Annotated in this window: 18 protein-coding genes; 7 read left to right on the top strand and 11 right to left on the bottom strand. The window is 61.5% G+C overall.

The genetic code is table 11. The features are described 5' to 3' along the window. Positions 1 to 5: 5 nt before the first annotated feature. Positions 6 to 6,230, bottom strand: coding sequence for a HAMP domain-containing protein (locus MOV61_RS01395; protein ID WP_157885366.1), 6,225 nt, complete (start codon positions 6,228 to 6,230; stop codon positions 6 to 8). Between the two features lie 346 nt (positions 6,231 to 6,576). Here MOV61_RS01395 and MOV61_RS01400 point away from each other — a divergent pair, with 346 nt between their 5' ends. Beyond that, a complete protein-coding gene (locus tag MOV61_RS01400; RefSeq protein ID WP_040125622.1) occupies positions 6,577 to 7,605 on the top strand; it encodes a four-carbon acid sugar kinase family protein in 1,029 nt (342 codons plus the stop codon). Between the two features lie 3 nt (positions 7,606 to 7,608). Further along, on the top strand, positions 7,609 to 8,313 hold the full coding sequence (locus MOV61_RS01405; protein ID WP_040125623.1) for a FadR/GntR family transcriptional regulator: 705 nt from the start codon (positions 7,609 to 7,611) through the stop codon (positions 8,311 to 8,313). Positions 8,314 to 8,359: 46 nt separating this feature from the next. On the opposite strand, the gene MOV61_RS01410 is transcribed toward MOV61_RS01405, so the two are convergent. Genes MOV61_RS01410 through MOV61_RS01420 form a run of 3 tightly spaced genes read right to left on the bottom strand, consistent with a single transcriptional unit; the run spans position 8,360 to position 11,626 of the window. Beyond that, positions 8,360 to 9,478: an iron-containing alcohol dehydrogenase gene (locus MOV61_RS01410; RefSeq protein WP_040125624.1), complete on the bottom strand. Its 1,119-nt coding sequence runs from the start codon at positions 9,476 to 9,478 to the stop codon at positions 8,360 to 8,362. Between the two features lie 10 nt (positions 9,479 to 9,488). Then, complete coding sequence (gene pdxA / locus MOV61_RS01415; protein WP_040125625.1) at positions 9,489 to 10,436, bottom strand: 4-hydroxythreonine-4-phosphate dehydrogenase PdxA; 948 nt, start codon at positions 10,434 to 10,436, stop codon at positions 9,489 to 9,491. Further along, complete coding sequence (locus MOV61_RS01420) at positions 10,436 to 11,626, bottom strand: exo-alpha-sialidase (RefSeq protein WP_040125626.1); 1,191 nt, start codon at positions 11,624 to 11,626, stop codon at positions 10,436 to 10,438. Before MOV61_RS01420 ends, pdxA begins: the two co-directional genes overlap by 1 nt. A 434-nt stretch (positions 11,627 to 12,060) precedes the next feature. Between MOV61_RS01420 and MOV61_RS01425 the strand changes: the two genes are divergently transcribed. The 5 genes from MOV61_RS01425 (at position 12,061) to MOV61_RS01445 (ending at position 18,017) form a co-directional block, all read left to right on the top strand. Continuing rightward, positions 12,061 to 13,557 carry an ABC transporter substrate-binding protein gene (locus MOV61_RS01425; protein ID WP_040125627.1) on the top strand — a complete coding sequence of 499 codons (1,497 nt, stop codon included), beginning with the start codon at positions 12,061 to 12,063 and terminating at the stop codon, positions 13,555 to 13,557. 83 nt (positions 13,558 to 13,640) lie between these two features. Beyond that, positions 13,641 to 14,555 carry an ABC transporter permease gene (locus MOV61_RS01430; protein WP_040125628.1) on the top strand — a complete coding sequence of 305 codons (915 nt, stop codon included), beginning with the start codon at positions 13,641 to 13,643 and terminating at the stop codon, positions 14,553 to 14,555. Positions 14,556 to 14,566: 11 nt separating this feature from the next. Continuing rightward, entirely contained in the window at positions 14,567 to 15,490 is a 924-nt protein-coding gene (locus MOV61_RS01435) for an ABC transporter permease (protein ID WP_040125629.1), read from the top strand. Next, positions 15,483 to 17,099: an ABC transporter ATP-binding protein gene (locus MOV61_RS01440; protein WP_247135272.1), complete on the top strand. Its 1,617-nt coding sequence runs from the start codon at positions 15,483 to 15,485 to the stop codon at positions 17,097 to 17,099. Before MOV61_RS01435 ends, MOV61_RS01440 begins: the two co-directional genes overlap by 8 nt. A gap of 36 nt (positions 17,100 to 17,135) precedes the next feature. Then, positions 17,136 to 18,017: a dihydrodipicolinate synthase family protein gene (locus tag MOV61_RS01445; RefSeq protein WP_247135273.1), complete on the top strand. Its 882-nt coding sequence runs from the start codon at positions 17,136 to 17,138 to the stop codon at positions 18,015 to 18,017. 41 nt (positions 18,018 to 18,058) lie between these two features. Here MOV61_RS01445 and MOV61_RS01450 read toward each other — a convergent pair whose 3' ends face one another. From MOV61_RS01450 to MOV61_RS01480, 7 genes are all read right to left on the bottom strand, one after another. Then, a complete protein-coding gene (locus MOV61_RS01450; RefSeq protein WP_247135274.1) occupies positions 18,059 to 19,123 on the bottom strand; it encodes an ABC transporter ATP-binding protein in 1,065 nt (354 codons plus the stop codon). 31 nt (positions 19,124 to 19,154) lie between these two features. Beyond that, on the bottom strand, positions 19,155 to 19,958 hold the full coding sequence (locus MOV61_RS01455; RefSeq protein WP_247135275.1) for an ABC transporter permease: 804 nt from the start codon (positions 19,956 to 19,958) through the stop codon (positions 19,155 to 19,157). Positions 19,959 to 19,964: 6 nt separating this feature from the next. Further along, positions 19,965 to 20,813, bottom strand: coding sequence for an ABC transporter permease (locus MOV61_RS01460; protein ID WP_247135276.1), 849 nt, complete (start codon positions 20,811 to 20,813; stop codon positions 19,965 to 19,967). A gap of 96 nt (positions 20,814 to 20,909) precedes the next feature. After that, on the bottom strand, positions 20,910 to 21,950 hold the full coding sequence (locus MOV61_RS01465; protein WP_247135277.1) for an ABC transporter substrate-binding protein: 1,041 nt from the start codon (positions 21,948 to 21,950) through the stop codon (positions 20,910 to 20,912). A 15-nt stretch (positions 21,951 to 21,965) separates the two neighbouring features. Next, positions 21,966 to 22,937 (bottom strand): dipeptidase, encoded by a 972-nt coding sequence (locus MOV61_RS01470; RefSeq protein ID WP_247135278.1) that lies wholly within the window; start codon positions 22,935 to 22,937, stop codon positions 21,966 to 21,968. Continuing rightward, complete coding sequence (locus MOV61_RS01475; protein WP_247135279.1) at positions 22,934 to 23,656, bottom strand: hypothetical protein; 723 nt, start codon at positions 23,654 to 23,656, stop codon at positions 22,934 to 22,936. The genes MOV61_RS01470 and MOV61_RS01475 overlap by 4 nt, the downstream gene beginning before the upstream one ends. Further along, entirely contained in the window at positions 23,653 to 25,362 is a 1,710-nt protein-coding gene (locus MOV61_RS01480) for a hypothetical protein (protein WP_247135280.1), read from the bottom strand. Before MOV61_RS01480 ends, MOV61_RS01475 begins: the two co-directional genes overlap by 4 nt. Positions 25,363 to 25,367 lie beyond the last annotated feature (5 nt).

Below are 25,367 nucleotides of genomic sequence, written 5' to 3' on the forward strand. Positions count from 1 at the left end.
ATCCCCTAGCGGTGCAACCACATGCGGAGCGCGGATAGCAGTTGTTCGGTATTGACCGGCTTTGCCAGATAATCAGACGCACCCGCTTCCAGGCACTTCTCGCGATCGCCTTTCATTGCTTTCGCGGTCAGCGCAAGGATCGGCAGGCGTCGGAATCTGGGGTCCGAGCGGATCACCTGCGTCGTTTCGTAACCATCCATTCCAGGCATCATGATGTCCATCAGAACGATGGCGATGGCCCGATCCTTCTGAATGACGTCGATGGCTTCGCTGCCTGTGGTCGCGGTCAGAACTCTCATTCCGCGACGTTCGAGAACACTGCTGAGTGCGAAAATATTGCGGGCGTCGTCGTCCACCAGCAAAACGGTCTCTCCGATCAGATCCTCGTCGGAGCTGTGAAGTTCCTCGAGCATCGCTTGCTTGGCGGCAGGCATATCGGCCACGACCCTGTGGAGGAACAGGGCAGTCTCGTCCAGGAGACGCTCAGGCGACTCGACACCCTTCACCACGACGCTGCGCGCCATGGTGTGTAGCTGGGCGTCCTCCTCGGGCGAGAGCTCGCGTCCCGTGAAGACCACGACCGGAACCTCGGCAATGTCATCGTCGTCACGGATCTTTTCCAGAACTTCGAAGCCGGACATGTCAGGCAGGGTGAGATCGAGAACGACGCAGTCGGCCGGATCCTCTTTAAGTGCGGCGAGCGCCTCGGCACCCGAGCCTACACTTTCGATGTCGATATCGTCATGGCTGAGCAGAGCGGTCACGCTCAGCCGCTCAGCCTCGCTGTCTTCAACAAGGAGAAGCCGTTTGCGGCGCGGCTCCGCATAATTCTTCAGCCGCAGGAATGCTTTACCGAGACTGTCGGTCGTGGTCGGCTTGCTCATGAATGCGAAGGCGCCGCGTGTGAGGCCATGTTGACGGTCCTCGTCAAGGCTGATGATCTGAACGGGAATATGCCGCGTCGCCGCGCTCTGCTTGAGTTGGCTCAGCACCGTCCAGCCGAGCATGTCCGGCAGGAAAATGTCGAGGGATATCGCGGCAGGTTTGTATTCCTGCGCCAAATTCAGCGCTTCGCCACCGCGCGTCGCCACCAGCACCTTGAACCCGCTGTCATGGGCCAGATCGACAAGGACGCGGGCATAATGCGGATCGTCCTCGACGATCAGCAGAACCGCATCCCCGGGCTGTATTTCGCCACGATCGTCTTCGACCTGTTCCGCGGGCTTGTCGGCGCGACGTGCGGCGGCAGCCTCTGCGAGCTGCACGACATTGCTGTGGGCCGGCAGGGCCTTAGAAGCGGGGGAGGCGCCCACATAAGTCAGCGGCAAATAGAGCACGAACGTGCTGCCGACGCCGGGCGTGCTGCGCAGCTGGATTTCGCCGCCAAGAAGGTTCGCGAGTTCACGGCTGATCGCAAGGCCCAGCCCGGTGCCGCCGTATTTCCGGCTGGTCGAAGCGTCAGCCTGCTGGAAAGCCTCGAATATGATGCGCTGCTTTTCGGGCGGTATTCCGATCCCGGTATCGGTGACCTCGAAGGCGATCACCGATGGCGCATGTTTGAGAGACGAATGATCCAGCGACCAGCCTTCGGTCACCGGCGCGACTTTCAGCGTGACACCGCCTTGCGCGGTGAACTTGAAGGCGTTCGACAACAGGTTCTTGAGGATCTGCTGCAACCGCTTGGAGTCGGTAATGATGCTTCTCGGCACGTCTTCGCCAATCTCGACCATGTAGCTGAGATCGCGATTTTCCGCCTCATGCCTGAACGGCCGCGACATCATCTCCAGCAGGTTGGTGATGAATATCTCTTCGGCATCAACCGATACGGTCCCCGACTCGATTTTGGAGAGGTCGAGAATATCACTGATCAGGTTGAGGAGATCGGTGCCAGCCCCGTGGATCGTCTTTGCGAACTCCACCTGCTTGCCGGAGAGGTTGCCGTCGGGGTTTTCTCCGAGCTGCTGGCCGAGGATCAGGATCGAGTTCAGCGGCGTGCGCAGCTCGTGCGACATGTTGGCGAGGAACTCGGACTTGTATTTCGACGTCAGCGCCAGCTCGGTTGCCTTTTCTTCCAGCGCGCGGCGGGCCTGCTCGATTTCCTGGTTCTTCGCCTCGACCTCGACATTTCGTTCTTCGAGCTGCTGCGCCTTTTGCTCAAGCTGCTCGTTGGTCTGCTGCAACTCCCTCTGCTGCGTCTGAAGTTCTGTCGCAAGCTGCTGGGATTGCTTGAGCAGGCCTTCCGTCTGCATCGTCGCCTCGATCGAGTTGAGTACGATGCCGATCGAGGTCGTCAGCTGGTCCAGGAAGGAAAGCTGCAACTCGGTAAATTCGCCGGCCGACGCAAGCTCGATCACCGCCTTGACCTGCCCTTCAAAGTGAACCGGCAGAACGATGGCGCTCTTGGGAAGGGTCGAGAAAACGCCAGAGCTGATGGGAACGACATTGTCGGGAAGATTGGTAACCAGAATGCGCCGGGCATCGATGGCGCACTGCCCCACAAGCCCCTGGCCGAACGCCAGACGCCGCGGATGTGCCGCACCGACCCCGTCCGCGTAACTTGACAGCAGAGACAGGGTTGGCTGGTGATCCTCAGCGTCCACCTGATAGATAACGCCTTGATGTGCCCCGACGAGAGGCGCGAGTTCCGAAAGCAGCATTTTCCCGACCAGCGTCAGGTCGCGCTGCCCCTGGAGCATGTTGGTGAATCTCGCCAGGTTCGTCTTCAGCCAATCCTGTTCGGTATTCTGCTCCGTCGTCAGGCGCAGGTTGCCGATCATCGTATTGATGTTGTCCTTGAGCTCGGCGACTTCACCGCGCGCTTCCACCTGGATCGACCGCGTCAGATCGCCCTTTGTCACGGCGGTTGCGACCTCGGCGATCGCGCGGACCTGGGTGGTCAGGTTTGCCGCCAGCAGGTTGACGTTACCCGTCAGATCTTTCCACGTACCGGCGGTGCCCGGCACGTTCGCCTGACCGCCGAGGCGGCCTTCGACGCCCACTTCGCGAGCCACCGTGGTGACCTGGTCGGCGAAGGTCGCCAGTGTATTGGTCATGTTGTTGATGGTTTCGGCAAGTGCGGCGACCTCGCCCTTGGACGCGACGGTGAGGTTCTGCTTGAGATCGCCGTTGGCAACCGCCGTCACCACCTTGACGATGCCGCGCACCTGCTCGGTGAGATTGGCCGCCATGACGTTGACCGTGTCGGTCAAATCTTTCCACGTACCGGCGACGCCCGGCACCTGCGCCTGTCCGCCGAGCTTGCCCTCGGTGCCGACTTCGCGCGCCACACGCGTGACTTCGCCCGCAAAGGCGTTCAGCTGATCGACCATCGTGTTGATGGTATTCTTCAGTTCGAGAATTTCGCCCTTCACGTCGACGGTGATCTTTCGCGACAGATCGCCTCGCGCGACAGCGGTCGTTACTTCGGCGATGTTGCGGACCTGCGTGGTGAGATTGGCGGCAAGCAGGTTGACGTTGTCGGTCAGGTCTTTCCAGGTGCCGGCGACGCCCGGCACCACCGCCTGACCGCCAAGACGGCCGTCAGTGCCGACCTCGCGCGCCACGCGCGTCACTTCGCCCGCGAACGACCGAAGCTGGTCGACCATGGTGTTGAGCGTGTCCTTCAACAGCAGGATTTCACCACGAACGTCGACGGTGATCTTGCGCGACAAGTCGCCATTGGCGATCGCGGTGGCGACCTCAGCGATATTCCGGACCTGGGCCGTCAGGTTGCCGGCCATCGAGTTCACCGAATCCGTCAGATCCTTCCAGGTACCCGCGACACCCGAGACCTGCGCCTGGCCGCCGAGCTTGCCTTCGGTGCCCACCTCGCGTGCGACGCGCGTCACTTCCCCGGCGAAGGCGTTGAGCTGGTCCACCATCGTGTTGATGGTGTTTTTCAGTTCCAGGATTTCGCCTTTCACGTCGACCGTGATCTTGCGCGACAGATCTCCTCTTGCGACCGCAGTCGTCACTTCCGCGATGTTTCGCACCTGACCGGTGAGGTTGGAGGCCATCGAGTTGACGTTCTCGGTCAGATCCTTCCAGGTCCCAGCAACACCCGGCACCTGAGCCTGGCCGCCGAGCTTGCCTTCGGTACCCACTTCGCGCGCCACACGCGTCACTTCCGAGGCGAACCGATTGAGCTGGTCCACCATCGTATTGAGGGTTTCCTTCAGCTGAAGGATTTCCCCCTTCACGTCGACGGTGATCTTGCGCGAAAGGTCGCCGTTGGCGATCGCCGTCGAGACCTCGGCGATGTTGCGGACCTGAGCCGTCAGGTTGCCGGCCATCGAGTTCACCGAATCGGTCAGATCCTTCCACGTGCCGGCAACACCCAGAACGTTCGCCTGGCCCCCGAGCCGCCCTTCAGTCCCGACCTCTCGGGCGACACGCGTCACCTCTCCGGCAAAGCCGTTGAGCTGGTCCACCATCGTGTTGATGGTCTCCTTGAGCTCCAGAATTTCACCCGACACTGTCACGGTGATCTTCTTCGACAGGTCACCCTGGGCGACGGCGGTCGCAACTTCGGCGATGTTGCGCACCTGGCCGGTCAGGTTGGAGGCCATGGAATTGACCGAGTCTGTCAGGTCCTTCCACGTTCCCGCGACGCCGCGCACGTTGGCCTGGCCGCCAAGCCGGCCTTCGGTTCCCACTTCGCGCGCGACACGCGTGACTTCCGAGGCAAACGCGTTGAGCTGGTCGACCATGGTGTTGATGGTCTCCTTCAGCTCCAGGATCTCACCCTTGACGTCGACGGTAATCTTCTTCGACAAGTCGCCATTGGCGATTGCCGTGGAGACCTCGGCAATGTTGCGGACCTGTGCCGTCAGGTTCCCGGCCATGGAGTTGACGTTCTCCGTCAGGTCCTTCCAGGTGCCTGCGACACCGCGGACGTTTGCCTGCCCGCCGAGCCGTCCTTCGGTCCCCACTTCGCGCGCGACGCGCGTCACCTCCGAAGCGAAGGCATTCAGCTGATCGACCATCGTGTTGATGGTTTCCTTGAGTTCCAGGATTTCACCCGAAACCGTGACCGTGATCTTTTTCGACAGGTCGCCATTGGCGATTGCAGTCGACACTTCGGCGATGTTGCGGACCTGGGCCGTTAGATTGGAGGCCATGGAATTGACGTTGTCGGTCAAGTCTTTCCAGGTTCCGGCGACGCCGGGCACCTGGGCCTGGCCGCCCAGCCGGCCTTCGGTGCCGACTTCGCGGGCGACACGCGTCACCTCGCCGGCAAAGCCATTGAGCTGGTCGACCATCGTATTGATGGTTTCCTTCAGTTCAAGGATTTCGCCGGACACATCGACGGTGATCTTTCGGGAGAGGTCGCCGCGGGCGACGGCGGTCGTCACCTGGGCGATGTTTCGCACCTGCGCCGTCAGGTTACCGCACATTGCATTGACCGAGTCGGTCAAATCCTTCCACGTGCCCGCAACGCCCGGCACAAGAGCCTGGCCACCCAGCTTTCCTTCCGTGCCGACCTCTCGGGCAACGCGCGTCACTTCCGACGCGAAGGAACGGAGCTGGTCCACCATCGTGTTGATGGCTTCCTTCAGCTGCAGGATTTCGCCGCGAACATCGACGGTGATCTTTTTGGAAAGATCGCCGTTGGCGACTGCAATCGTGACGTCTGCGATATTGCGGACCTGAGCGGTCAGGTTCGAAGCCATCGAGTTGACGCTCTCGGTGAGGTCCTTCCAAACGCCGGTGACTTCCGGAACCTGAGCCTGCCCACCCAATTTGCCGTCCGTGCCGACCTCGCGGGCGACACGCGTCACTTCGGATGTGAAGACGCTCAGCTGTTTGATCATCGTGTTGACGATCTCGGCTGAACGCAGGAATTCGCCTTTCAGCGGTCGCCCATCCACGTCAAGCGGAACCGTCTGGAGCAGGTCGCCTTTGGCGACCGCCGTGATCGTCCGGGTGACCGCCGTCGTCGGCCACAGCAAATCGTCGATCAGGGTGTTGATCGACCCTTCCATGTCGGCCCAGGCTCCGTCGGAAAGTCCAAATCTGACCCGCGTGCTGGTGCGCCCATCCCGCCCGACCACCTGGCCGACATTCTCGAGCTGGGCCGCCATTTTCTGGTTGGCGGCGATGATATCGTTTAATGTATCTGCGATTTTTCCGGTGACACCGGTCATATCGGACCGCATCCGGACCGAAAAGTCTCCTCGTCTCATCGCCAGGAGAGCTTCAAGCAGGGCGCGGGCATCTTCGTCCGCCATCACCGCGACATTCACGTCTGAAAGGTCGCTCGAATCCACGCCACTGCGCTGAACGTCATTGCCCTGTCTAGCCACCGAAGCCCCCTGCCTTAGAGTGCCATTTTAATCTAGCGCAGGATTTCAAAAAGACTACTGGCCGGGCGCACTCCACCTCCCGCGTCAGACAAGCAAATTCCGCTCGGTTTAGGGACGCTAATTGCGGCAAGTGAAGGCCCGGAAAAATACGGCCCGGCCGGTCGATCCGGCACACGAGCCGCGGCTGAATTTGTCAAATACTGCAGTTATACGATTGACAATACGAGCATATTTCGCTCAAAAAAGATAACAACAGATCATGTGGTCTAATATGCTGGTTATTCTCGCCGACGACCTGACTGGCGCGCTTGATTGCGCAGCGCCGTTTGCCGGCAGGGGTTTGCATACTGAAATCGCGCTGAGCGCCGAGGCTATCGAGTGGGCCTTGCAAATGAGGCCCGCGGTTCTTTCAATCAACCTGGGATCTCGTGAAGTCGGGGCGGAGGCTGCGCGGCAGGCGACTGCGGCGGCCCTGTCGTGCCTGCCATCGGACATCGTTCTGTTCAAGAAGATCGATTCCCGCCTCAAGGGCAATATCGCCGCCGAGCTTGACGTCACGCCTTTTCACCTGGCGCTGGTCGCTCCGGCGATACCCGATTTCGGGCGGAATGTCCGAACCGGACATGTCGAAGGTTTCGGCCTGGACAAGCCGCTGAATGTCGCCGATGCGCTTGGCGTTCATGCCGAACGGGCCATCATTCCCGATACCCTTTCGCAGGAAGACATGTCCGCGGCTCTGGCAATTGGCCGCGAGGCCGGGACCGATCTTTTTGTCGGCGCCAGGGGTCTCGCCGAGGCGCTGGCATGTCATATGACCGGCCGTCAGACCGCCGAACCGGCCCTCCCCAAACCGGGCCCCGCCCTTTTTGTCATCGGCTCGAGAGATCCAATCACTCTGGCGCAAGTCGAGGAACTGCGGCAGGCGGTCGTGCTTGACTATATTGCCGCGCCGAACGGACGCCCGGAGAAGATCGCGCCGCCCCAGCATTGCGTGACGCTGGTTCAGGCCACGCCGGCTGGAAAGGACGATCCGCCGCTTCTGGTATCGGACAGGATGGCGGCCGGCATAGTCCCAGACATGACGGCGCCGGCCGCCACTCTGCTTCTGTCGGGCGGGGCGACTGCCGAGGCTGTCCTGAAGGCAATGAATGTCTCGAGATTCCAGCTTCTCGGCGAATGTCTGCCGGGCCTTGGCTTGGCTTATATCGATGGCCAATGCATCATCGCCAAATCCGGCGGATTCGGCACGCCGGGCACATTGTGCGAGATAGCAAGAATAGCCATGGGCGAGAAGGGTTGAACGATGGGGCTTGAGAGCGGTACTGCCCGCAAGGGCCTTCCCGATATCGTCTTTGAGCGGATGTTGCGCGCGATCAAGTCGGGAGCATACAAGCCGGATGAACGGTTGCCGACCGAACACGAGCTAGCCAACGAATTCGAAGTGTCGCGACCGGTGATCCGGGAAGCGCTGAGACGGTTGCGCGAGCAGGGACTGATCTATTCGAGGCGCGGTGCCGGCAGCTTCGTGCGTGCGCTCGGCCTGCGTGAACCGCTCGGATTCGGCCAGCTGGAAAACGTCGCCGATCTCCTCAACTGTTATGAATTTCGCATGACGCTTGAGCCGGCGGCCGCGGCTGCGGCGGCAGTGCGTCACGACAAGGAGAGCCTGGCGGCGATAAAGCGGGCCTTGGAATTGCTGCGCGATGCCACGAACCGCCAGGCCCATCGTGAAGATGCCGACTACCAGTTCCATCTGGCCATCGCCCGTGCGGCTCAGAACAACTACTTCTCGACGGCGATGGAAGCCCTGAAAGATCACATTGCAGTGGGGATGAAATTCCACGGCGCCTCCGTGAAAAGAGAAGCCACCGGACTCGCGAAAGTGTTCGGCGAGCACGAGGCAATCGCCGATGCGATCACTCGCGGTGACCAGGAAGCATCGCGGCAACTGATGCTGGACCACTTGAAAGGTTCACGCGAGCGACTGTTTCAGTCCTCGCACCGGTGAAACCTCTAGATGTCATCCGGCAGCCTACAGCCGGATGACCGTCATTTCAAAACGCCGCCTCATAGATACCCAGCACATCCTGGACACTCATTTCGGCCGGGTTGTTATCCATCAGCCGGCGGATGGCATGTGCCTCCGAAGCGTAGAGGGAAAGTTCCTCCTGCCTGGCGCCATGAGCCGCCAGCGACATCTGGATGCCAAGCCCTCCGCAGAAATCGTAGGCTGAAGAGCGCAATTCGTCCGAGGAGAGGTGATCGCCAAGGCCCAATGCTGCAGCCACTTCCGCGGTCTTTGCAGCAACGACCGGCTGATTGAAAGCCAGGACATGCGGGAAAACGATGGCATTCGCCAGGCCGTGCGGCAGGTTGAGACGCGTGCCCAGCGGATAGGCGATCGCGTGGCCGGCCGCGGTATTGACCGGGCCGAGGCAAATGCCGCCGTAATAGGAAGCAAGCATCAGCCCTTCGCGGGCCTCCGTATCGTGCCCGTCCTTCACCGCCCGCGCCAGGTACCGGCCGACCAGCCCAAAACCCATGCGGGCAAAACCGTCGATCATCGGGTGGGCACGGCGGTTGGTGAAGGCCTCGACGCAATGCGCCATGGCGTCGACACCTGTCGCAGCCGTCACAGCCGGAGGCACCGAATAGGTCAGCTCAGGATCGAGCACCGCGAAATCGGCGATCATGTGCGGGCTCTCCACCGCGATCTTGGTCCGTTTGACCGGATCGGTGATGAGCGAGCGGATCCCGGCCTCCGAGCCGGTACCCGCGGTGGTCGCGACCTGGGCAAGCCGCGTGCGGCGGCCGGCGACGCGATTGGGACCGGCAACGTCTTCGAGGGTCTGCTCGGAATCCCACAGCGCCGCAACCAGCTTGGCGACATCCAATACCGATCCACCACCAAGTCCGACGATCATTTGCGGGCGGGCCTTTCGGGCGGCCTCCAGCGCAGCATCCAGCGTTGCGGTATCCGGCTCGCCTGGAATGGCGTCGAATACCGAAAATCGGCCGGGCAACTGCAGACGGTCGGCAAAACCAGCCGTAATCGGCGTGGCAATGACCAGGGTCGAGACGACGTCGCCAGCCCAGACGCCAACCTGGCTGATCGTGCCGGCACCGACGGCGAGGCGCAGCGGCTGGTGGAGTGTGATGGGTGCAATGGCCATGACGCGTTCCTTACCGGACCCCCGCCACGAGCTTGCGCGCGTAGGCGATGGCAGAATTCATGTTGCCGTGATTGGCGATCCCCTTGCCGGCGATATCGAACGCGGTGCCGTGATCGACGGAGGTGCGATCGATCGGCAGATCGACGGAAACGTTGACGGCCGTATCGAAGGCCACGAGCTTGATCGGGATATGGCCCTGATCGTGATACTGCGCGACGACCAGATCGAAGGCGCCGGAATAGGCGCGGTGGAAAACCGTATCGGCGGAGATCGGACCGTGAACCTCGATGCCTTCGGCGCGGGCGGCCGCAACGGCCGGCGCGATCTGATCGTCATCTTCCGTGCCGAAGAGGCCGTTTTCGCCGCAATGGGGATTGATGCCGGCAACCGCAATGCGCGGACGTTCATAACCGATGCGCTTCAGATGCGCGTTGCCGGCGCGGATCGTCGCCAGAACCCGTTCCGTTGTGGCACGCCGAATGGCCTCCTGCAGGGAAACATGCGTGGAGACATGGATCACCTTCAGACGGTCGGACGCCAATAGCATGTATGCCGCTGCCGAACCGGTGAGGCTGCGCAGCATGCCCGTGTGGCCATCGTAATGATGACCTGCGAGGTTGAGCGCTTCCTTGTTGATCGGCGCGGTGACGATGCAGCCGATCGAACCGGCCTCGGCATCGCGCACGGCGCGCTCGATGAAGCGGAACGCCGCATCGCCGGCGACCGACGACAGCTGTCCCCAGGGCAAAGGCGCTCCCTCCACCGGAAGGTCGACGACATAAGGGGTGAGATCGAGCGCGACCCCCACCGCATCGCGCGCCGCCTCCAGCGTCGCAAGATTGCCGTAGACCCGCGTTGCGGAGCGATCGGCGTCGGACATCTCGGCCAGCGCCTTGACTGTTACTTCCGGACCGACGCCACAGGGGTCTCCCATGGTGATACCAATGATATTGCTCATCAAACTCTCCCGTCAGTCGCGTCTGCCCAGCCCGAAGCCAGGCTCACGTATTTGATTGCCCGCCTGTGATAGGTATAGGCGATGTGCAGGGTCCCGTCCGGCGCTTCCAGTAGCCACGGATAGGACATTTCCTTGTTCCGGCCATCGGTGGAATCGTTGGACAGGCAGGTACCCGGCCCGTCTTCGATCAGAATTCGGACTGGAAAACTAAGCCCACCATCATTCGAAATACAGACACAGACCGGCGCGCGCGGCACGCCCCAGACGGGCACGCAGCCGCCCGTAGGATCGGCATCCGGTCTTTCGTCACTCTCGCCGAGTTCATCGTAAAGCGAAGCACGGCGATCGCCAGACTGAGCCGCGCTTACCGGATTGCAGATCATCGCCAGCCGGCCATCGGTCAGGCGAATAACTGCGATCGAGGAATTGTTGTTCGGCACATCCGTTGCCTCGGGCACCGACCAGGATCGACCGCCATCGGCGCTTTCGCTCCGGTAGACGAAATCCGCCTGCCTCCGGCGAAAAAATGCCGCATGGCCGCCTGCTGGCAAGGCGACGGGACTCATGTGGACGCAGCCGGTCGATTGCGGCAATTCTTCGAGGCGCCAGGTTTTCCCGGCATCTGTGGATATCCCGATTGCCGCCGTATCATGGCTTCCATTCCACTTCTGGCCCGGCCGCTGAACGCAGCGGAAGATCGGCAGAAGCCATGCGCCGTCATCCCGCACCGTCAGCGGAGCCCGGATAAAACATCCTTTCGGCAGGTCGAGATAACTGCCCGCCTCCGCGGCCAGCCGTGTCGGGTCGCTTTGATCGCGCCGGATCTCGGCCATGCGGATACGGCATTCGTCCTGGTTGCCGGAAGGCTGCGACGTGTGGAAAAGCCGGAGCCGGCCATCGGGCGCGGTAAATAGAACCGGGTTCTGCTCGGAACGGGCGTCATCGAAGCTCAGCCTCTGCGGCGGACCCCAGAGGTCCGAGTCCGGCACGAGGACGGACGCGAAAATGGATATGTCGGACTTTCCTTCCAGCGAGCCACCGAACCAGGCGCAGATCAACGCGCCATCGGCCAGGAGATGCAGGAAGCTTGCATGGTTCTGCACCATGGGGGAAGGCAGGAAGGCTTCGTGCCTGCCGGCGGTCATCCGTACCTTGCCGGTCATTGCTGCCGCTATTTCATCAGGGCTCATAAAGCTCTCCTCTCGGCGCTGAGAATTGCCAGAAACACAAAGTTGTCAAGTTTTATAATATGCATCAGCCGCAGGTTTCTAGCATCGGACTCAACATAACAATCTGGAAAATAACGGTATTTTTACGAATGAATTTTTCTCGAAAAATTACATCGCAAAACAATTTGACAAAGTGTGCGGGACAGAACATGGTTTGGAGGAGAATAGCACAGGAGGAGTAGGCGATCGCGGTGCAGCGAAATATGTGGCCCTGCCGTCGGGAGAAATTTTCGGTCCAAGGTCCGAATGCTCCACGATAGAGCCTCTAAATCGCCATCGGTCTTCCTTCACGGGTCGGCTCGCCAATCACCAAATCAGCCGTTCATCCACCGGGCCACGGCAGGTCGATCGGAACGGTGTCTGATCAATTTATATTCACTTGGGAGGTGAACCACATGAAGAAGATGCTGATGACCGCGCTGATCCTCGGATCTGCGCTTGCCCCGGCTTACGCAGGGTCCGGCCCTATCAAGATCGTGCTGCCTGAAGAAGCCGATCTGCTGGAGCCGTGCATGGCGACCCGTTCCAATATCGGCCGTATCATCATGGAGAACGTCAGCGAAACGCTGACCGAGCTCGATGTTCGCGGCAAGAAGGGCGTCATGCCGCGCCTGGCCGAAAAATGGGAGCAGACCCAGGACGGCAGCTGGCGGTTCCATCTCCGCCAAGGCGTAAAGTTCTCCAACGGGACGACGTTCGACGCCAAGGATGTGAAGCACAGCTTCGACCGCGTGATGAGCGACAAGAACGCCTGCGAATCCCGCCGCTATTTCGGTGGAATGAAAATCAGCGCCAATGTCGTCGACCCCTACACGATCGACTTCAAGGCCGACCCCGCCCAGCCGATCCTGCCGCTGCTGATGTCGCTGGTCACGATCGTCCCGGAAGAAACCCCGCTCGCATTCATTCGCGAGCCGATCGGCACCGGTCCCTATGCGCTGAAGAACTGGACGCCGGGCCAGCAGATCGTGCTTGCCGCCCGCAGCGATTACTGGGGTGCCAAACCCCAGGTGACCGAGGCCACCTACCTGTTCCGCGCCGATCCGTCCGTGCGCGCAGCGATGGTGAAGGCCGGAGAAGCCGACCTTTCTCCGTCGATCTCGCAGCTCGATGCGACCGACCCCAAGACCGACTTTTCCTATCTCGACAGCGAGACGGTCTATCTGCGCCTCGACCACAACATTCAGCCGCTGAACGACGTGCGGGTTCGCAAGGCGCTCAATCTGGCCATCGATCGCCAGGCGTTCATCGGCACGCTGGTGCCCCAAGGAGCCGTGCTTGCGACGGCGCTGGTGCCGCCGACCACGCAAGGCTGGAACCCGGACGTCAAGGTGTTCCCCTATGATCCCGAAGGCGCCAAGAAGCTTCTCGCCGAGGCAAAGGCCGCCGGCGTAAAGGTCGATACGCCGATCACGCTGATCGCCCGCACGGCGAACTTCCCGAACGTCACCGAAATCATGGAAGCGGTTCAGTCGCAGCTCCAGGAAGTCGGCTTCAAGGTCGATCTGAAGTTCGTCGAAGTGGCCGAGCACGAGAGCTACTACTCCAAGCCCTTCAAGGAAGGTCGTGGCCCGATCATCGTCGCCGCCATGCACGACAACTCCAAGGGCGACCCGTCCTTCACCATGTTCTTCAAATATGCCTCGCAGGGGACCCAGTCGGGCTTCTCCGATCCGAAGGTCGACGACCTGATCAAGCGCGCTTCGGCGGCAGTCGGTGACGAACGTGTAAAGCTCTGGTCACAGCTGATCGCCTACCTGCATGACGACGTGGTTGCCGACGCCCTTCTCTTCCACATGGTCGGCTTCTCGCGCGTTTCGCCGCGTATCGACTTCAAACCGACCATCGCTACAAATTCGATGCTGCAATTGTCGGAAATCGGCATCAAATAGTCAGCGGAAACCGGCTCCCGGATTTCCAATCACGACCCAAAGGCGGCGGGTACCCATCCGCCGCCATAATAGTCGAGGGCGACATGCTCAGTTTCATTCGTAAGCGCTCCGTGGCGAGCTTGATTTCACTGGTCGGGCTGCTTGTGCTGGTGTTCTTCCTGTCCCGCCTGACGGGCGATCCGGCCGCTCTCTTCCTGCCCGTCGAAGCTTCGGCCGAAATGAAGCAGCAGTTCCGCGAGCTTCATGGCTTGAACGACCCGCTGATGGTGCAGTTCGGACGTTATGTCGGCGACGTGCTGACCGGAAATCTCGGTGAATCGCTGCGCAAGGCGCGGCCGGCGCTGGATGTGGTGACGGAAGCGTTCGTATGGACGCTCTGGCTTGCGGTGATCACCATGTCGCTCGTCACGGCCGCGGCCATCGTCGTCGGCTCGCTCGCCGCTTTTCGCTCCGGCGGCTTCTTCGACCGGCTCTCCTCGATGATTTCGCTGGTAGGCGCATCGGTGCCGGACTTCTGGCTGGCCATCGTCGCGATCGTCGTGTTCTCCGTAAACCTCGCATGGCTGCCGACATCCGGCACCGGGTCGATCCTGCACTGGATCCTGCCGATCGGTGTGCTGTTCGTCCGTCCCTTCGGCATCATCGTCCAGGTCGTGCGCGGCTCGATGATCGGCGCCTTATCCTCCGCTTATGTGAAGACGGCCCGTGCAAAAGGCGTCAAGGCCGGCCCGATCATCTTCATCCACGCCCTGCGCAACGCCATGCTGCCGGTCATCACCGTCATCGGCGACCAGGCGGCGAGCCTGCTGAACGGCGCCGTCGTGGTCGAGACGATCTTTGGTTTCCCCGGTGTCGGTAAGCTGATGATCGACTCGATCCTGCAGCGGGATTTCAACGTCGTCCTGGCCGCGATCCTGGTGACCGCGCTGGCGATCTTCCTCATGAACCTGCTGATCGATCTCGCCTATGCGCTTCTCGATCCGCGCATCCGTCATTGAGGACAGCAACGATGAGTGTTTCCACCTCCGATACGACGATCGCGCACGAGCCCTCCTTCCCGATCCGCATGGCACGAATGCTCTGGGCCGACAAATTCGCGCTTTGCGCGGTGATCTTCCTGCTCGTCGTCATCGTGCTTGCCCTGATCGGGCCATCCTGGCTCGGCGAACTTGCCACCAAGCAGAATCTCCGCGGCCGCAACCTCGCGCCTTTCGACTGGAGCCGTGAATGGGTGTGGTGGATGGGGGCGGACGCTCTCGGCCGGCCATTGCTCGCCCGCATCATCGTCGCGACCCAAAACACGCTCATGGTCGCCGCCGGCGCGGTGATCCTGTCGTCGGTCATCGGCACGCTGCTCGGCCTTGTCGCCGGCTTTTCGTCGCCCCGCGTCGGGCAGGTGATCATGCGCCTGGCAGACGTGATCATGTCCTTTCCCTCGCTGCTGATCGCGGTGATCGTCCTTTATCTCCTGGGCTCCTCGATCCTGAACCTGGTCGCCGTCCTGTCGATCACCCGCATCCCAGTTTATCTGCGCACCACCCGCGCCGAGGTGCTGGAGATCCGCGAGCGGATGTTCGTGCAGGCGGCGCGGGTGATGGGCGCTTCGCAGAAGCGCATCCTGTTCCGTCACATCCTGCCGGTCGTTTTCCCGACGCTCACCACGCTGGCGACGCTGGACTTCGCCTATGTCATGCTTGCCGAAAGCGCGTTGTCCTTTCTCGGCATCGGCATTCAGCCGCCCGCCATCACCTGGGGGCTGATGATTTCCCAGGGGCGCCAGTATCTCACCAATGCCTGGTGGCTCTCGTTCTGGCCCGGGCTGGCGATCATCATGACCACCTTGTCGCTCAACCTTTTGTCGAACTGGCTGCGCATCGCGCTCGACCCCGTTCAGCGCTGGCGCCTGGAAATGAAAGGCCGAAAGAATGGCTGAGCACCTGCTGGAAGTCCGCAACCTCTCGGTCGAGTTCCACACGGCCGCCGGCGTCGTGCATGCCGTGCGCAACATCTCCTACCATCTCGACCGCGGCGAGACGCTGGCGATCCTCGGCGAAAGCGGATCGGGCAAGTCGGTTTCGTCGGCGGCGATCATGAACCTCATCGACATGCCGCCCGGGCGGATCAGTGCCGGGCAGATCCTGCTTGACGGCAAAGACCTGCTGACCATGCCGCCCCAGGCGCGCCGCGAGGCAAACGGACGGCGGATCGCGATGATCTTTCAGGACCCGCTCAGCCATCTGAACCCGGTCTATACCGTCGGATGGCAGATTCGCGAAGCGATGACGACCCACGGCATGCCGACCGGACAGGCCAAAAGCGAAGCCCTGCGCCTGTTGACGCGCGTTGGAATTCCGGACCCGGAAGGCGCCATGGGCAAATATCCGCACGAATTTTCTGGCGGCCAGCGCCAGCGCGTGATGATTGCGATGGCGCTTGCGCTGCGTCCCGATCTGCTGATCGCCGATGAGCCGACCACCGCACTCGACGTAACGGTCCAGGCCGAGGTGCTGGCGCTGTTGAAGGAGTTGCAGCGGGAAACCGGCATGGGCGTGCTGATCATCACCCATGACCTCGGTGTTGTGGCCGAAATCGCCGATCGGGTGGTCGTCATGGAAAAGGGCGAGCTGGTCGAGACCGGCACCGTCCGCGACGTCTACAAGAACCCGACGCATCCCTATACAAAAAAACTGATCGGCGCCGCCCCCGGGAAGGGCGAGATGCACGTCGCACAGCTTTCGGGCCAGCCGCTGCTCAGCGTCCGGGACGTGCGCAAACGCTACGGCTCCTTCGATGCGCTGAAGGGCGTCTCGTTCGAGCTGAGGGCCGGCGAGACCATGGCGATCGTCGGGGAAAGCGGCTCGGGCAAATCGACGCTCGCCCGCGTTCTCCTGAGACTGGACGAGCCGGACGCCGGTACGGCGCAGTGGAAGGGGCGCGATCTTTTCCAGCTTTCGTCATCGGAACTCTACAAGCTGCGGCGCGACCTTCAGATGGTGTTTCAGGATCCCACCCAGTCGCTCAATCCCCGCATGACGGTGTTCCAGCTCGTATCGGAAGCATGGGCCATCCATCCTGATATCCTGCCGAAACGCCAATGGCGGGAACGGGTCGCAGAACTGCTGGTGCAGGTGGGCCTCTCGGCCGAACACATGAGCCGTTATCCGCACCAGTTCTCCGGCGGCCAGCGGCAGAGGATTGCAATCGCCCGTGCGCTTGCGCTCGAACCGCAGCTGATCGTCTGCGACGAGGCGGTATCGGCGCTCGACGTGTCGGTGCAGGCCCAGGTCATTGCGCTTCTCGACAAGCTGCGAAGGGACATGGGCATCTCCTTCATCTTCATCGCCCACGACCTGCCCGTCGTTCGCGACTTCGCGGACTACGTCATGGTCATGCAGAAGGGCGAGGTGGTGGAAATGGGAACAGTCCGGGAGATCTTCGAGACGCCCCGTGAAGCCTATACAAAAGCGCTCCTGGCGGCGAGCCTCGATCCGGACCCGGATGTTCAGGCCGAACACCGGGCAGCCCGTCTCAAACGTGCCTGACACACCGCCGAGCGGCGGACAAGCGGAGTTGATTGAATGACCAGAAATGCCTTTGTCGCACTCGTGACCTGCTTCAACGAGGACGAGACGATCAATTTCGAGGCGACCCGGGCCCAGGTGCGCCGGCAGGTGGCGGCGGGCAACAACATCATGTGCGCCGGCACCAATGGTGACTTCACCGCTCTCACCCACGAAGAAAAGATCCAGCTGACGGAACACGTCGTCGACGAGGTGGCGGGGCGCGCCAAAGTCATCGTCAATGCCGGGATGCCAGCCACATTCGAGACGGTGCAACTGGCCAAAGAGTTTGACCGGATCGGCGTCGACGGCATCGCCGTCATCACCCCCTTCTTCATCGCCTGCACTCAGGACGGGCTGGTCCGCCACTTCTCGACGGTCGCGGATGCGGTCAAGACGCCGGTCTATCTTTATGACATCCCGGCCCGGACCCAGAACCACATCGAGCCGGCAACGGCCGCAAAGCTCGCCGGGCACGGCAATATCGCCGGCATCAAGGATTCCGGCGGCGCTCAGGAAACCCTGGCGGCCTACCTCCAGGTCTCGAAAGAGAACCCCGGCTTCGAGGTCTATTCCGGCCCCGACCATCTCGTTCTGTGGTCGCTGCAGAACGGTGCGGCCGGCTGCATATCAGGCCTCGGAAACGCCCTGCCGCACGTGCTCGCCGGCATCCTTGCAGCCTTCAACTCCGGCGACATTGCGGAAGCGGAGCGTCAGCAGGCGATCTATACCGCCTTTCGCACCGACCTTTATGCGCTGGGCTTTGCGCCCGCCATGGTCAAGCGTTCGCTTTACCTTCAGGACAAATCAGTCGGCGCGAGCAGGCAGCCTGCCCTGCTTCCGGACGAGGCTCAGGACGAGAAAATAAGAGAGATCCTGAAAAAATACGAGCTGCTGTAGGGTTCGCTGATCTAAGGTTTACGAGACGGTTCGAGTGCAATCTATTTGGTGATCACGAAGACCGCGTACGGCGCCCAGCTGATGCAGCATTCCTCGCCTTCCCTGATGATCACCACATCGGCGCCGAGCACCCTGACGCGCATCGGAATATCCCCTGCCCGGCCGATGACGAGGGCGTTGTCGCCGTAGTTGACGATCGTCTCGACGATCATGCGGACGTTCTTGCGGCCCTCGACCGGGCTGCGCGACAGCTTGATGTGCTCCGGGCGGATCAGAAGCGTCACCTTCTGGCCGTCCGCAAGAGCATCTTCGCCAGCGTATTGGAAGGCTCCAAGCGTCGGGTTCTCGGCCGTTCTGCCGGCCCCGCTGGTAATGATTGCCGGGATCAGGTTGCTTTCGCCGATGAAGGCGGCGACGAAGGAGGTCTGCGGGCGATGGTAGATATCCAGGGGTGCTGCGACCTGCTCGATACGTCCCTTCTCGAACACCACGATGCGATCGGACATCGACATGGCTTCCGACTGGTCGTGGGTCACGAAGATGGTCGTCACGCCAAGGCTGCGCTGGATACGCTTGATCTCGATCTGCATCTGCTCACGCAGGTTCTTGTCGAGCGCGCCGAGCGGCTCGTCGAGCAGAAGCAACGAAGGCTCGAAAACCAGGGCGCGGGCAAGTGCAACCCGCTGCTGCTGCCCGCCGGACAATTCCTTCGGATGGCGATGGCCAAAACCCTTGAGGCCGACGAGCGACAGCATGTCCTCTGCCTGTCTCAAGCCCTGCGAGCGGCTGACCCCACGCATCTGCAATGGAAAATAGACATTTTCGACCGCTGTCTTGTGCGGAAACAAGGCATAGTTCTGGAACACGATGCCGATATTGCGCTCATGCGGCGCAAGCTCGGAAATCGACTGGCCGCCCACTTCCACCTTGCCGCCGCTCGCCTTTTCGAAGCCGGCAATGATCATCAGGGTCGTCGTCTTGCCCGAGCCGCTTGGGCCCAGGAAGGTCACGAACTCCCCCTTTTCGACCGACAGGCTCACGTCGTCGAGCGCCGTGAAATGTCCGTAGGTCTTGGTGATGTTGGAGAGTTGCAGGTAGTTCGTCATTGGAAATCCTTGGGGGGAGTCCTTGGGAGGATCAATGTGCGCCGGCCGGGCGGCTCGGCTTGGGAGCGCGGCTGCGCAGCGCGCTGGCGAAATAAGGAGCGGCGATGCCGACCAGCACGACGACGAAGAGCAGCGTCGAAATGACGGCGATCACCGGGTCGGCCTCCTGGCGGATGCTGTCGAACATCTTGCGCGGCAGGGTCTCGGCATCGCGGCCCGAGATGAAGATCGCCACCACCGTCTCGTCGAAGGACTGGATGAAGGCGAAAAGTGAGCTGATGACCAACCCCGGCCTCAGGATCGGCAGGGTGACGTGCAGGAAGGTCTTTGCCGGACTGGCGCCGAGGCTCTGCGCTGCCCGTTCAAGGTTTCGGTCAAAACCCTTGAGATTGGCCGAAAGAACGAGGAAGGCGATCGGAACCGACAGGCAGGTATGTGCCAGGATGACGCCGAGATGGCTGTGCACTAGCCCGAGATCGCCGAAATAGGAATAGTAGCCGACCGCCATGACGATATGCGGCACAGCCATCGGCATCAGCATCATCAGGTCGGCAAACCCCTTGCCGCGAAACTTGTGGCGCACCAGAGCGAAGGTTGCGGGCACGACCAGGGCCATGGTGAGGATGGTGGTGGCGGTCGCGATCAGAATGCTGTTCCAGGTCGGTATCAGCCAATCCATGCTGGTGAAATAAGCGCGATAATAGCCGAGCCAGTAACCCGGCGGCGGGAATTGTAGGGAGCTCGCGTTCGAAAACGACATCGGCACGACGATGACGAGCGGTGCTGCAATGAAGAGCACGACGATGAAACCGGCCCAGCGCATGAACGTGTTCATGTTCGGTCACCCCCAGAGTTTGTCGAGGCCGAAACGGCGGTGGTAGATAGTAAGGATGATGAGTGTCACGACGAGCAGTATCATCGCCATGGCGGAGCCCAGACCGAAGGCGAGGAACTCCTCGATCTGGTGGCCGATCAGGCCGGCGACCATCTGCTCGCGCGGACTGCCGAGCAGCACCGGCGTCACGTAGAAACCGAGGCAGATGACGAAGACCAGGACGGAACCATTGGCGATACCCGGTGCCGTCAGCGGCAGGTAGACATGCCGGAACAGCGACCAGCCTTTGGCGCCGAGGCTTTCCGCCGAGCGGATCAGCGCCGGATCGATCTTCTTCATCACCGAATAGATGTTCATGATCATGTAGGGCGCCAGGATATGCACCATGGCGAGCGTCGAGGAAAAACGGGTGAAGAGAAGCTGCGGCGGCTTTTCGACGCCGATCATCTGCAGCAAGGCGATCAGCGGGCCGTTATTGCCGAGCAGAACCATCCAGGAATAGGTGCGGACGAGGAAGCTCGTCCAGAAGCTCATGGTGACGAGCAGCAGGATCAGCATTGCCGTGCGCGGCTTGGAATGCGCCATCAGGTAGGCCAGCGGATAACCTACCAGAAGGCAGCAGAGCGTGACGAAGGCAGCAGTCGTAAACGTGTTCAGAAAGACGCGCTGGTAAAGCGCACCGGTGAGGACCTTCTGGTAATTCGCCAACGAGACCTTCGGTTCCGTGAAGCTCATGATCGCCACTTCGGCAAGCGGCACGGCGAAAAAGACGAGCATGTAGATGCCGAGCGGCGCCAGCAGTAGCCAGGGCCATATATTCGTCTTTTCCGTCAGTTTCGAAAGGCTGATGCCCATTGCCGTTCCCCTTTATGGCAGGCAGGGTCGCTGCGGCATCGCGCGGTCGTTCCGCGCGATGCCGGCCAGCGGGTCGGGTTGATCCAGGAGAGCGGATCAGCTCGCGACCCACTCCTCGAAACGTTCGGCGAGTTCCGCCGGGTCGATGCCGAAGTTCGACATGTCCTGCTCGAAGGTCAGCTTGTAGTTGTCCGGAGAGGTCGGCATGCGTTTGGCATCCGCCGCGTCGACGAACTGGTTGGAAGCCGGGTTCAGCGCTCCATAGTCGGCAGCCTTGGAGAAGCCGGCGAGCGGCTTGGCACTGGTCGCGAACTCGACGAATTTCCTGGCGTTCTCGAGGTTCGGCGTCTTTTTGGCGACAACCCAATAGGCGCGTTCGATCTCGCCCTGATTCCAGGTCATGGCAACCGGAGCGCCAGCCTTTTCGGCCTCGAAATAACGGCCGTGCCAGATGCCGATCATGTCGATCTCTCCGTCACGCAGGATCTGCGTCGACTGGGCGCCGGCAGTCCACCAGACGCGGATATGCGGCTTGATCTTGTCGAGCGACTTGAAGGCCCGGTCCACATCGAGGGGATAGAGATCCTTGACCGCAACGCCATCGGCGAGAAGTGCGATCGGGATGACGCGCGATGCATAACGCTGCAGCGACCGTCCACCGGGGAATTTCTCGACATTCCAGAAGTCAGCCCAGGTCTTCGGTGTGTCCTTATATTTATCCTTGCGCCAGGCCATCACGGTGGCGAACGCATGTGAAGCGACGCCGTTTTCGAAGAGTCCGCCTTTGTAGGGCTCGGTGAGCTTTTCGATGATGCCGGCCTGGTTCGCACGAACCAGTTCGCCGCCGCCGAGCGTGGTGACGTCGAATTCGTAGGTGCCGGTCTTCACCTGCTGGGCGAGCTTGGCGAAGGAAACGGGGGAAACCGTCTTCACCTGGATGCCCGTTTCGGCGGTGAACGGATCGATGAGATGCGTCTTTGCGGCAGCCTCCCAGGGACCGCCCCAAGTGTTCACGTAGAGGACCTTCTCCTGCGCGCGAACGAGATAGGGAGCGGCCAGCGAAGCGGTCACCGCGGCACCGGCCGTCTTCAGGAAACGGCGGCGGTCAGGCATGAGAAATGTCTTCATTCCAGTCATTGCAGTTCTCCTCTTTTATGATTTTCTGAAGGTGGCTTCGTAGAGCCGCAGCCAGTTCTTGTGGGTGATCTTCGCGACTTCCTCTTTCGAGAAGCCCACGGCGCTGAGACCGTCCGGGATCACCCTGATGTCCTCGACCTTCTGGAACCATTCCGGAGGCGCGGCCTTGAGCGGTTTGCCCGCGGCGCTGGCGCCATAGTCCTCGCCACGGGTCCAACGGCCCTTGCGCATCCAGGCATAATCGGGGGCGGTGAAATTGTGGCTCTTGTCAGTGCCGATCGCGACGGAGTCGATGCCGGCAATATCCACCGTGCGGGCAACCATCGTGCACCAGGCTTCGATCGAGGCGCAGAACTCGTCGCCGGTGATGTTGCGATAGGCAGCGCAGCCGATCACGCCGCCGGTATCCTTCAGCGCCCGGATGACGTCGTCCGACTTGTTGCGCTTGTGCATGAAAAGCGACTGGGCGTTGGCATGGGTGACGGCGATCGGCTTTTCGGACACCTTGATCGCATCGAGTGTCGTGCGGTCGCCGACATGGCTGCAATCGACCAGAATGCCGGCGGCGTTCATCTCGCGCACCACTTCCTTGCCGAAGCGGGCGAGGCCCGAATCCTCGGCCTCGTAGCAGGAGCCACCGAGTTCGTTCTGGTTGTTGTAGGTGAGTTGCACGACGCGCACGCCGAGTTCGGCAAACATCTCCACGAAGCGGATCCGCCCTTCGAAGAGATTGGCGTTCTGGAAACCCATGATGACGGCGAGCTTGCCTGCGTCTGAAATGCGGCTGATGTCGTCTGCGGTAAGGGCGATCTCGGCGAGATCGGAGTTTTCGCGCACCAGGTCGCGCCAGCGGCCGATGGAATCCATCGACTCGACGGTGCCCTCCCAGAATCCGCAGGTGTTGACGACCCCGCCGACATTCCCTGCCCTCAAGGATTGAAAGGCGGCGCGATCGAAATGCCCGCATTGCAAACCGTCGATGATCATGATCTCGCGCCCTCTTTCATACGTTCGGAGATGCTGGACGACAGGAAGGAGACGTCCGTCTCGTCGTCATTGTCCTTGCGGCCGATGACCGTGCCGTCCTCGTTGACGATCATCGGGCCGGCATGGCGGCGCGAGACGATGCTGTCGGTCGCAAGCGCCTGCTTTGCCATGTGATAGATGCGCCACCAGAGATCGCTCTCGATCTCGGCGCCGTTTTCCAGAAGCGACCAGAGAAGAGGATCGTCTTTTTGAACGTCGCCGGTGACCGCTGCCGGAACCGCCTTCAGCACATCGCCGGACACGGAGATCGAAAGCCCAGATCGACCGCCGAAACGCGCGGCAACCGCAAGTTCCTCGACATCCATCGTCCCTGTCACGGTCAGTTCCGCCGACCCGAACCGGGCCGCGAGCTCACCGAGAAGATCGATCGCCGTCGGCAGCACGAACCATGCGTGTTCGCCGCAAGCGTCGAGCGTCAAGCGGTTGCCGGCTTCGGAGGCAATCGCGATACGGGCGGGAACCGCCGACTTGAAGCTCTCGAACCGCTGCTCGAACAGTTTGAAGCCACCAAGACCAAGCTTTTGCGAATACATCGGGATGTCGCCGATAGTCAGGAAGAAACCCTTGGGCAGGCTGCTCAGCGAAAGGATCCGCTCCGACATCAGCCGCATTTCGCGAGGCATGACGCGCATGGAGGGAGATAAATGCGAGGATGTCATAGAACAGGCTCCGCCGGGTAATACCAGGTGCCGGTGTAGCCGGCGCGAAGATCGTCGGGGGTCGGTGCGCCGTGATAGAGCACGCCGCGCAGGTTGCGGCTGAGGAAATCACGGGTCTTGTCGATGCCGTGGACCCCGACGTTCATCAGCCGCACGAGATCGATCGGCACAAAAGCCTCGGCGTTGATGTTGGCGCGAGGCGTGTGATAGTCCCGCCCGCGCAGGCTCTGAATGCGCGCCACCATGTAGCGGTGTTCAGGATGTTTCATCAGGAAGCGGGCGATGCTGAGCGAACCTTCGGCCCTGCCGAGATCGGCAAAAAGGGATTGGATGCCGCCGCAGACATCGAGGCCGAGGTCAAGCGCATCGGGGACTTCCTCGCGGGCGCCGCGGCGCGGTTCCTCCGCCGTCTCCGATTTGTACCAGACATATTTATAGGCCTCTGGGCCGGCCATGTCGGTATCGAGCGCCCACTGATATTCGTCATGGACGAGCGCCATCAGTTGTTCGACCGTCTCGGCTGGCGCAACGCTGAATTCGTCGGGAGCATCAATGGCCGCCAACAGCTTGTCGGCTTCTTCCGGCACCAATTCGATGAGCAACGAGAGGAACGTCTCGAAAGCTTCCGGCAGGAGGTCGGCTTCGAATTCGGCGGCAAGTACTTCAAGCGGGACATCTGCCGCGCGACCAAACACCATGCCGCTTCGGCGAAACTCTTCGAGCGCCGCCACCACCTTCTCTAGCTCGGCTGCCACGTCGGCGCTGGAGGCAAATGTCTCGTAGACCATCTGGTCCTGTTTGCGGAACACGATTGCCTGTCGGAGAAGTTCGAGCAGTCTGGCGATGCGGGGATCCGACGCATCGAGCTTCAGCGCGCGGGCCATCGCAATCGCACCTTCGCGCGCGGACAGAAGTCCATCGATCAGGCGTGGATGTTTATGGACGAAGAAGATGAGGCCGAGCGCCGAACCATTGCCGACGCCAATATAGCGGCGAAGCTGGGGGTCGAGGCGCACGGCGGTCTCGGATTTCTTGGCCGCCAGATGCTCGACGAGGTCGCAGGAAAATTCCCGCATCAGGTAGGCGGTCAGCAACTGCGCCTGCAGGACACCACCGAGCGCATGGCGGGCGCCGAGCGACGGGAAGGAACGCGTCCCGAACGTGCCGTTGCCGTCAAGGCCGGTATTGCGCATCAGGTAGCAGACCTTCGAAAGATCGGCGACGGACGGCTGGCGACCTTCGGCAAGCGCTTCGAGCGTCTGGTCGAAAACCCGCATCGAGCGGTTCGACCGACACCAGATCAGCGTGCCGGCAGTCGCCCGGCCCGTATAGAGCTTGGGGATTTCCCGCCGCGCCGTTTCGATCTCGATTTCGGTCGCCGGCCCTTCGATCAGCGCGCCCATCATGTCCCAGGCCTGGCCGATGATACGGCCGGTACGAGCCGTCCGGCTCGGCGGACGGGAAAAGCCGATGAACGAGAACTCCTGGTCAGGCGCCTTGATGGAATAAACGACGGTCCCTTCGGCGTTTTCGTCCACGTCGAAAAGGACATTGGAGATGTCCCAGCGCTCGCGGATCATCTTGTTCATGAAGGCGCGGGTGCCGCTGAGCCGGCTCGGCTGGATTGCCGCCAGCCGTGAGGTCTTCATCACCTCTTGGCTCGGGCGCGGTCGGGGCTTTGCCACCTGTTCGGAAGTCGCGGTCATGACCG

Origin of the sequence: Neorhizobium sp. BETTINA12A (genome assembly GCF_023006485.1) — a bacterium.
Lineage (GTDB): Bacteria > Pseudomonadota > Alphaproteobacteria > Rhizobiales > Rhizobiaceae > Neorhizobium.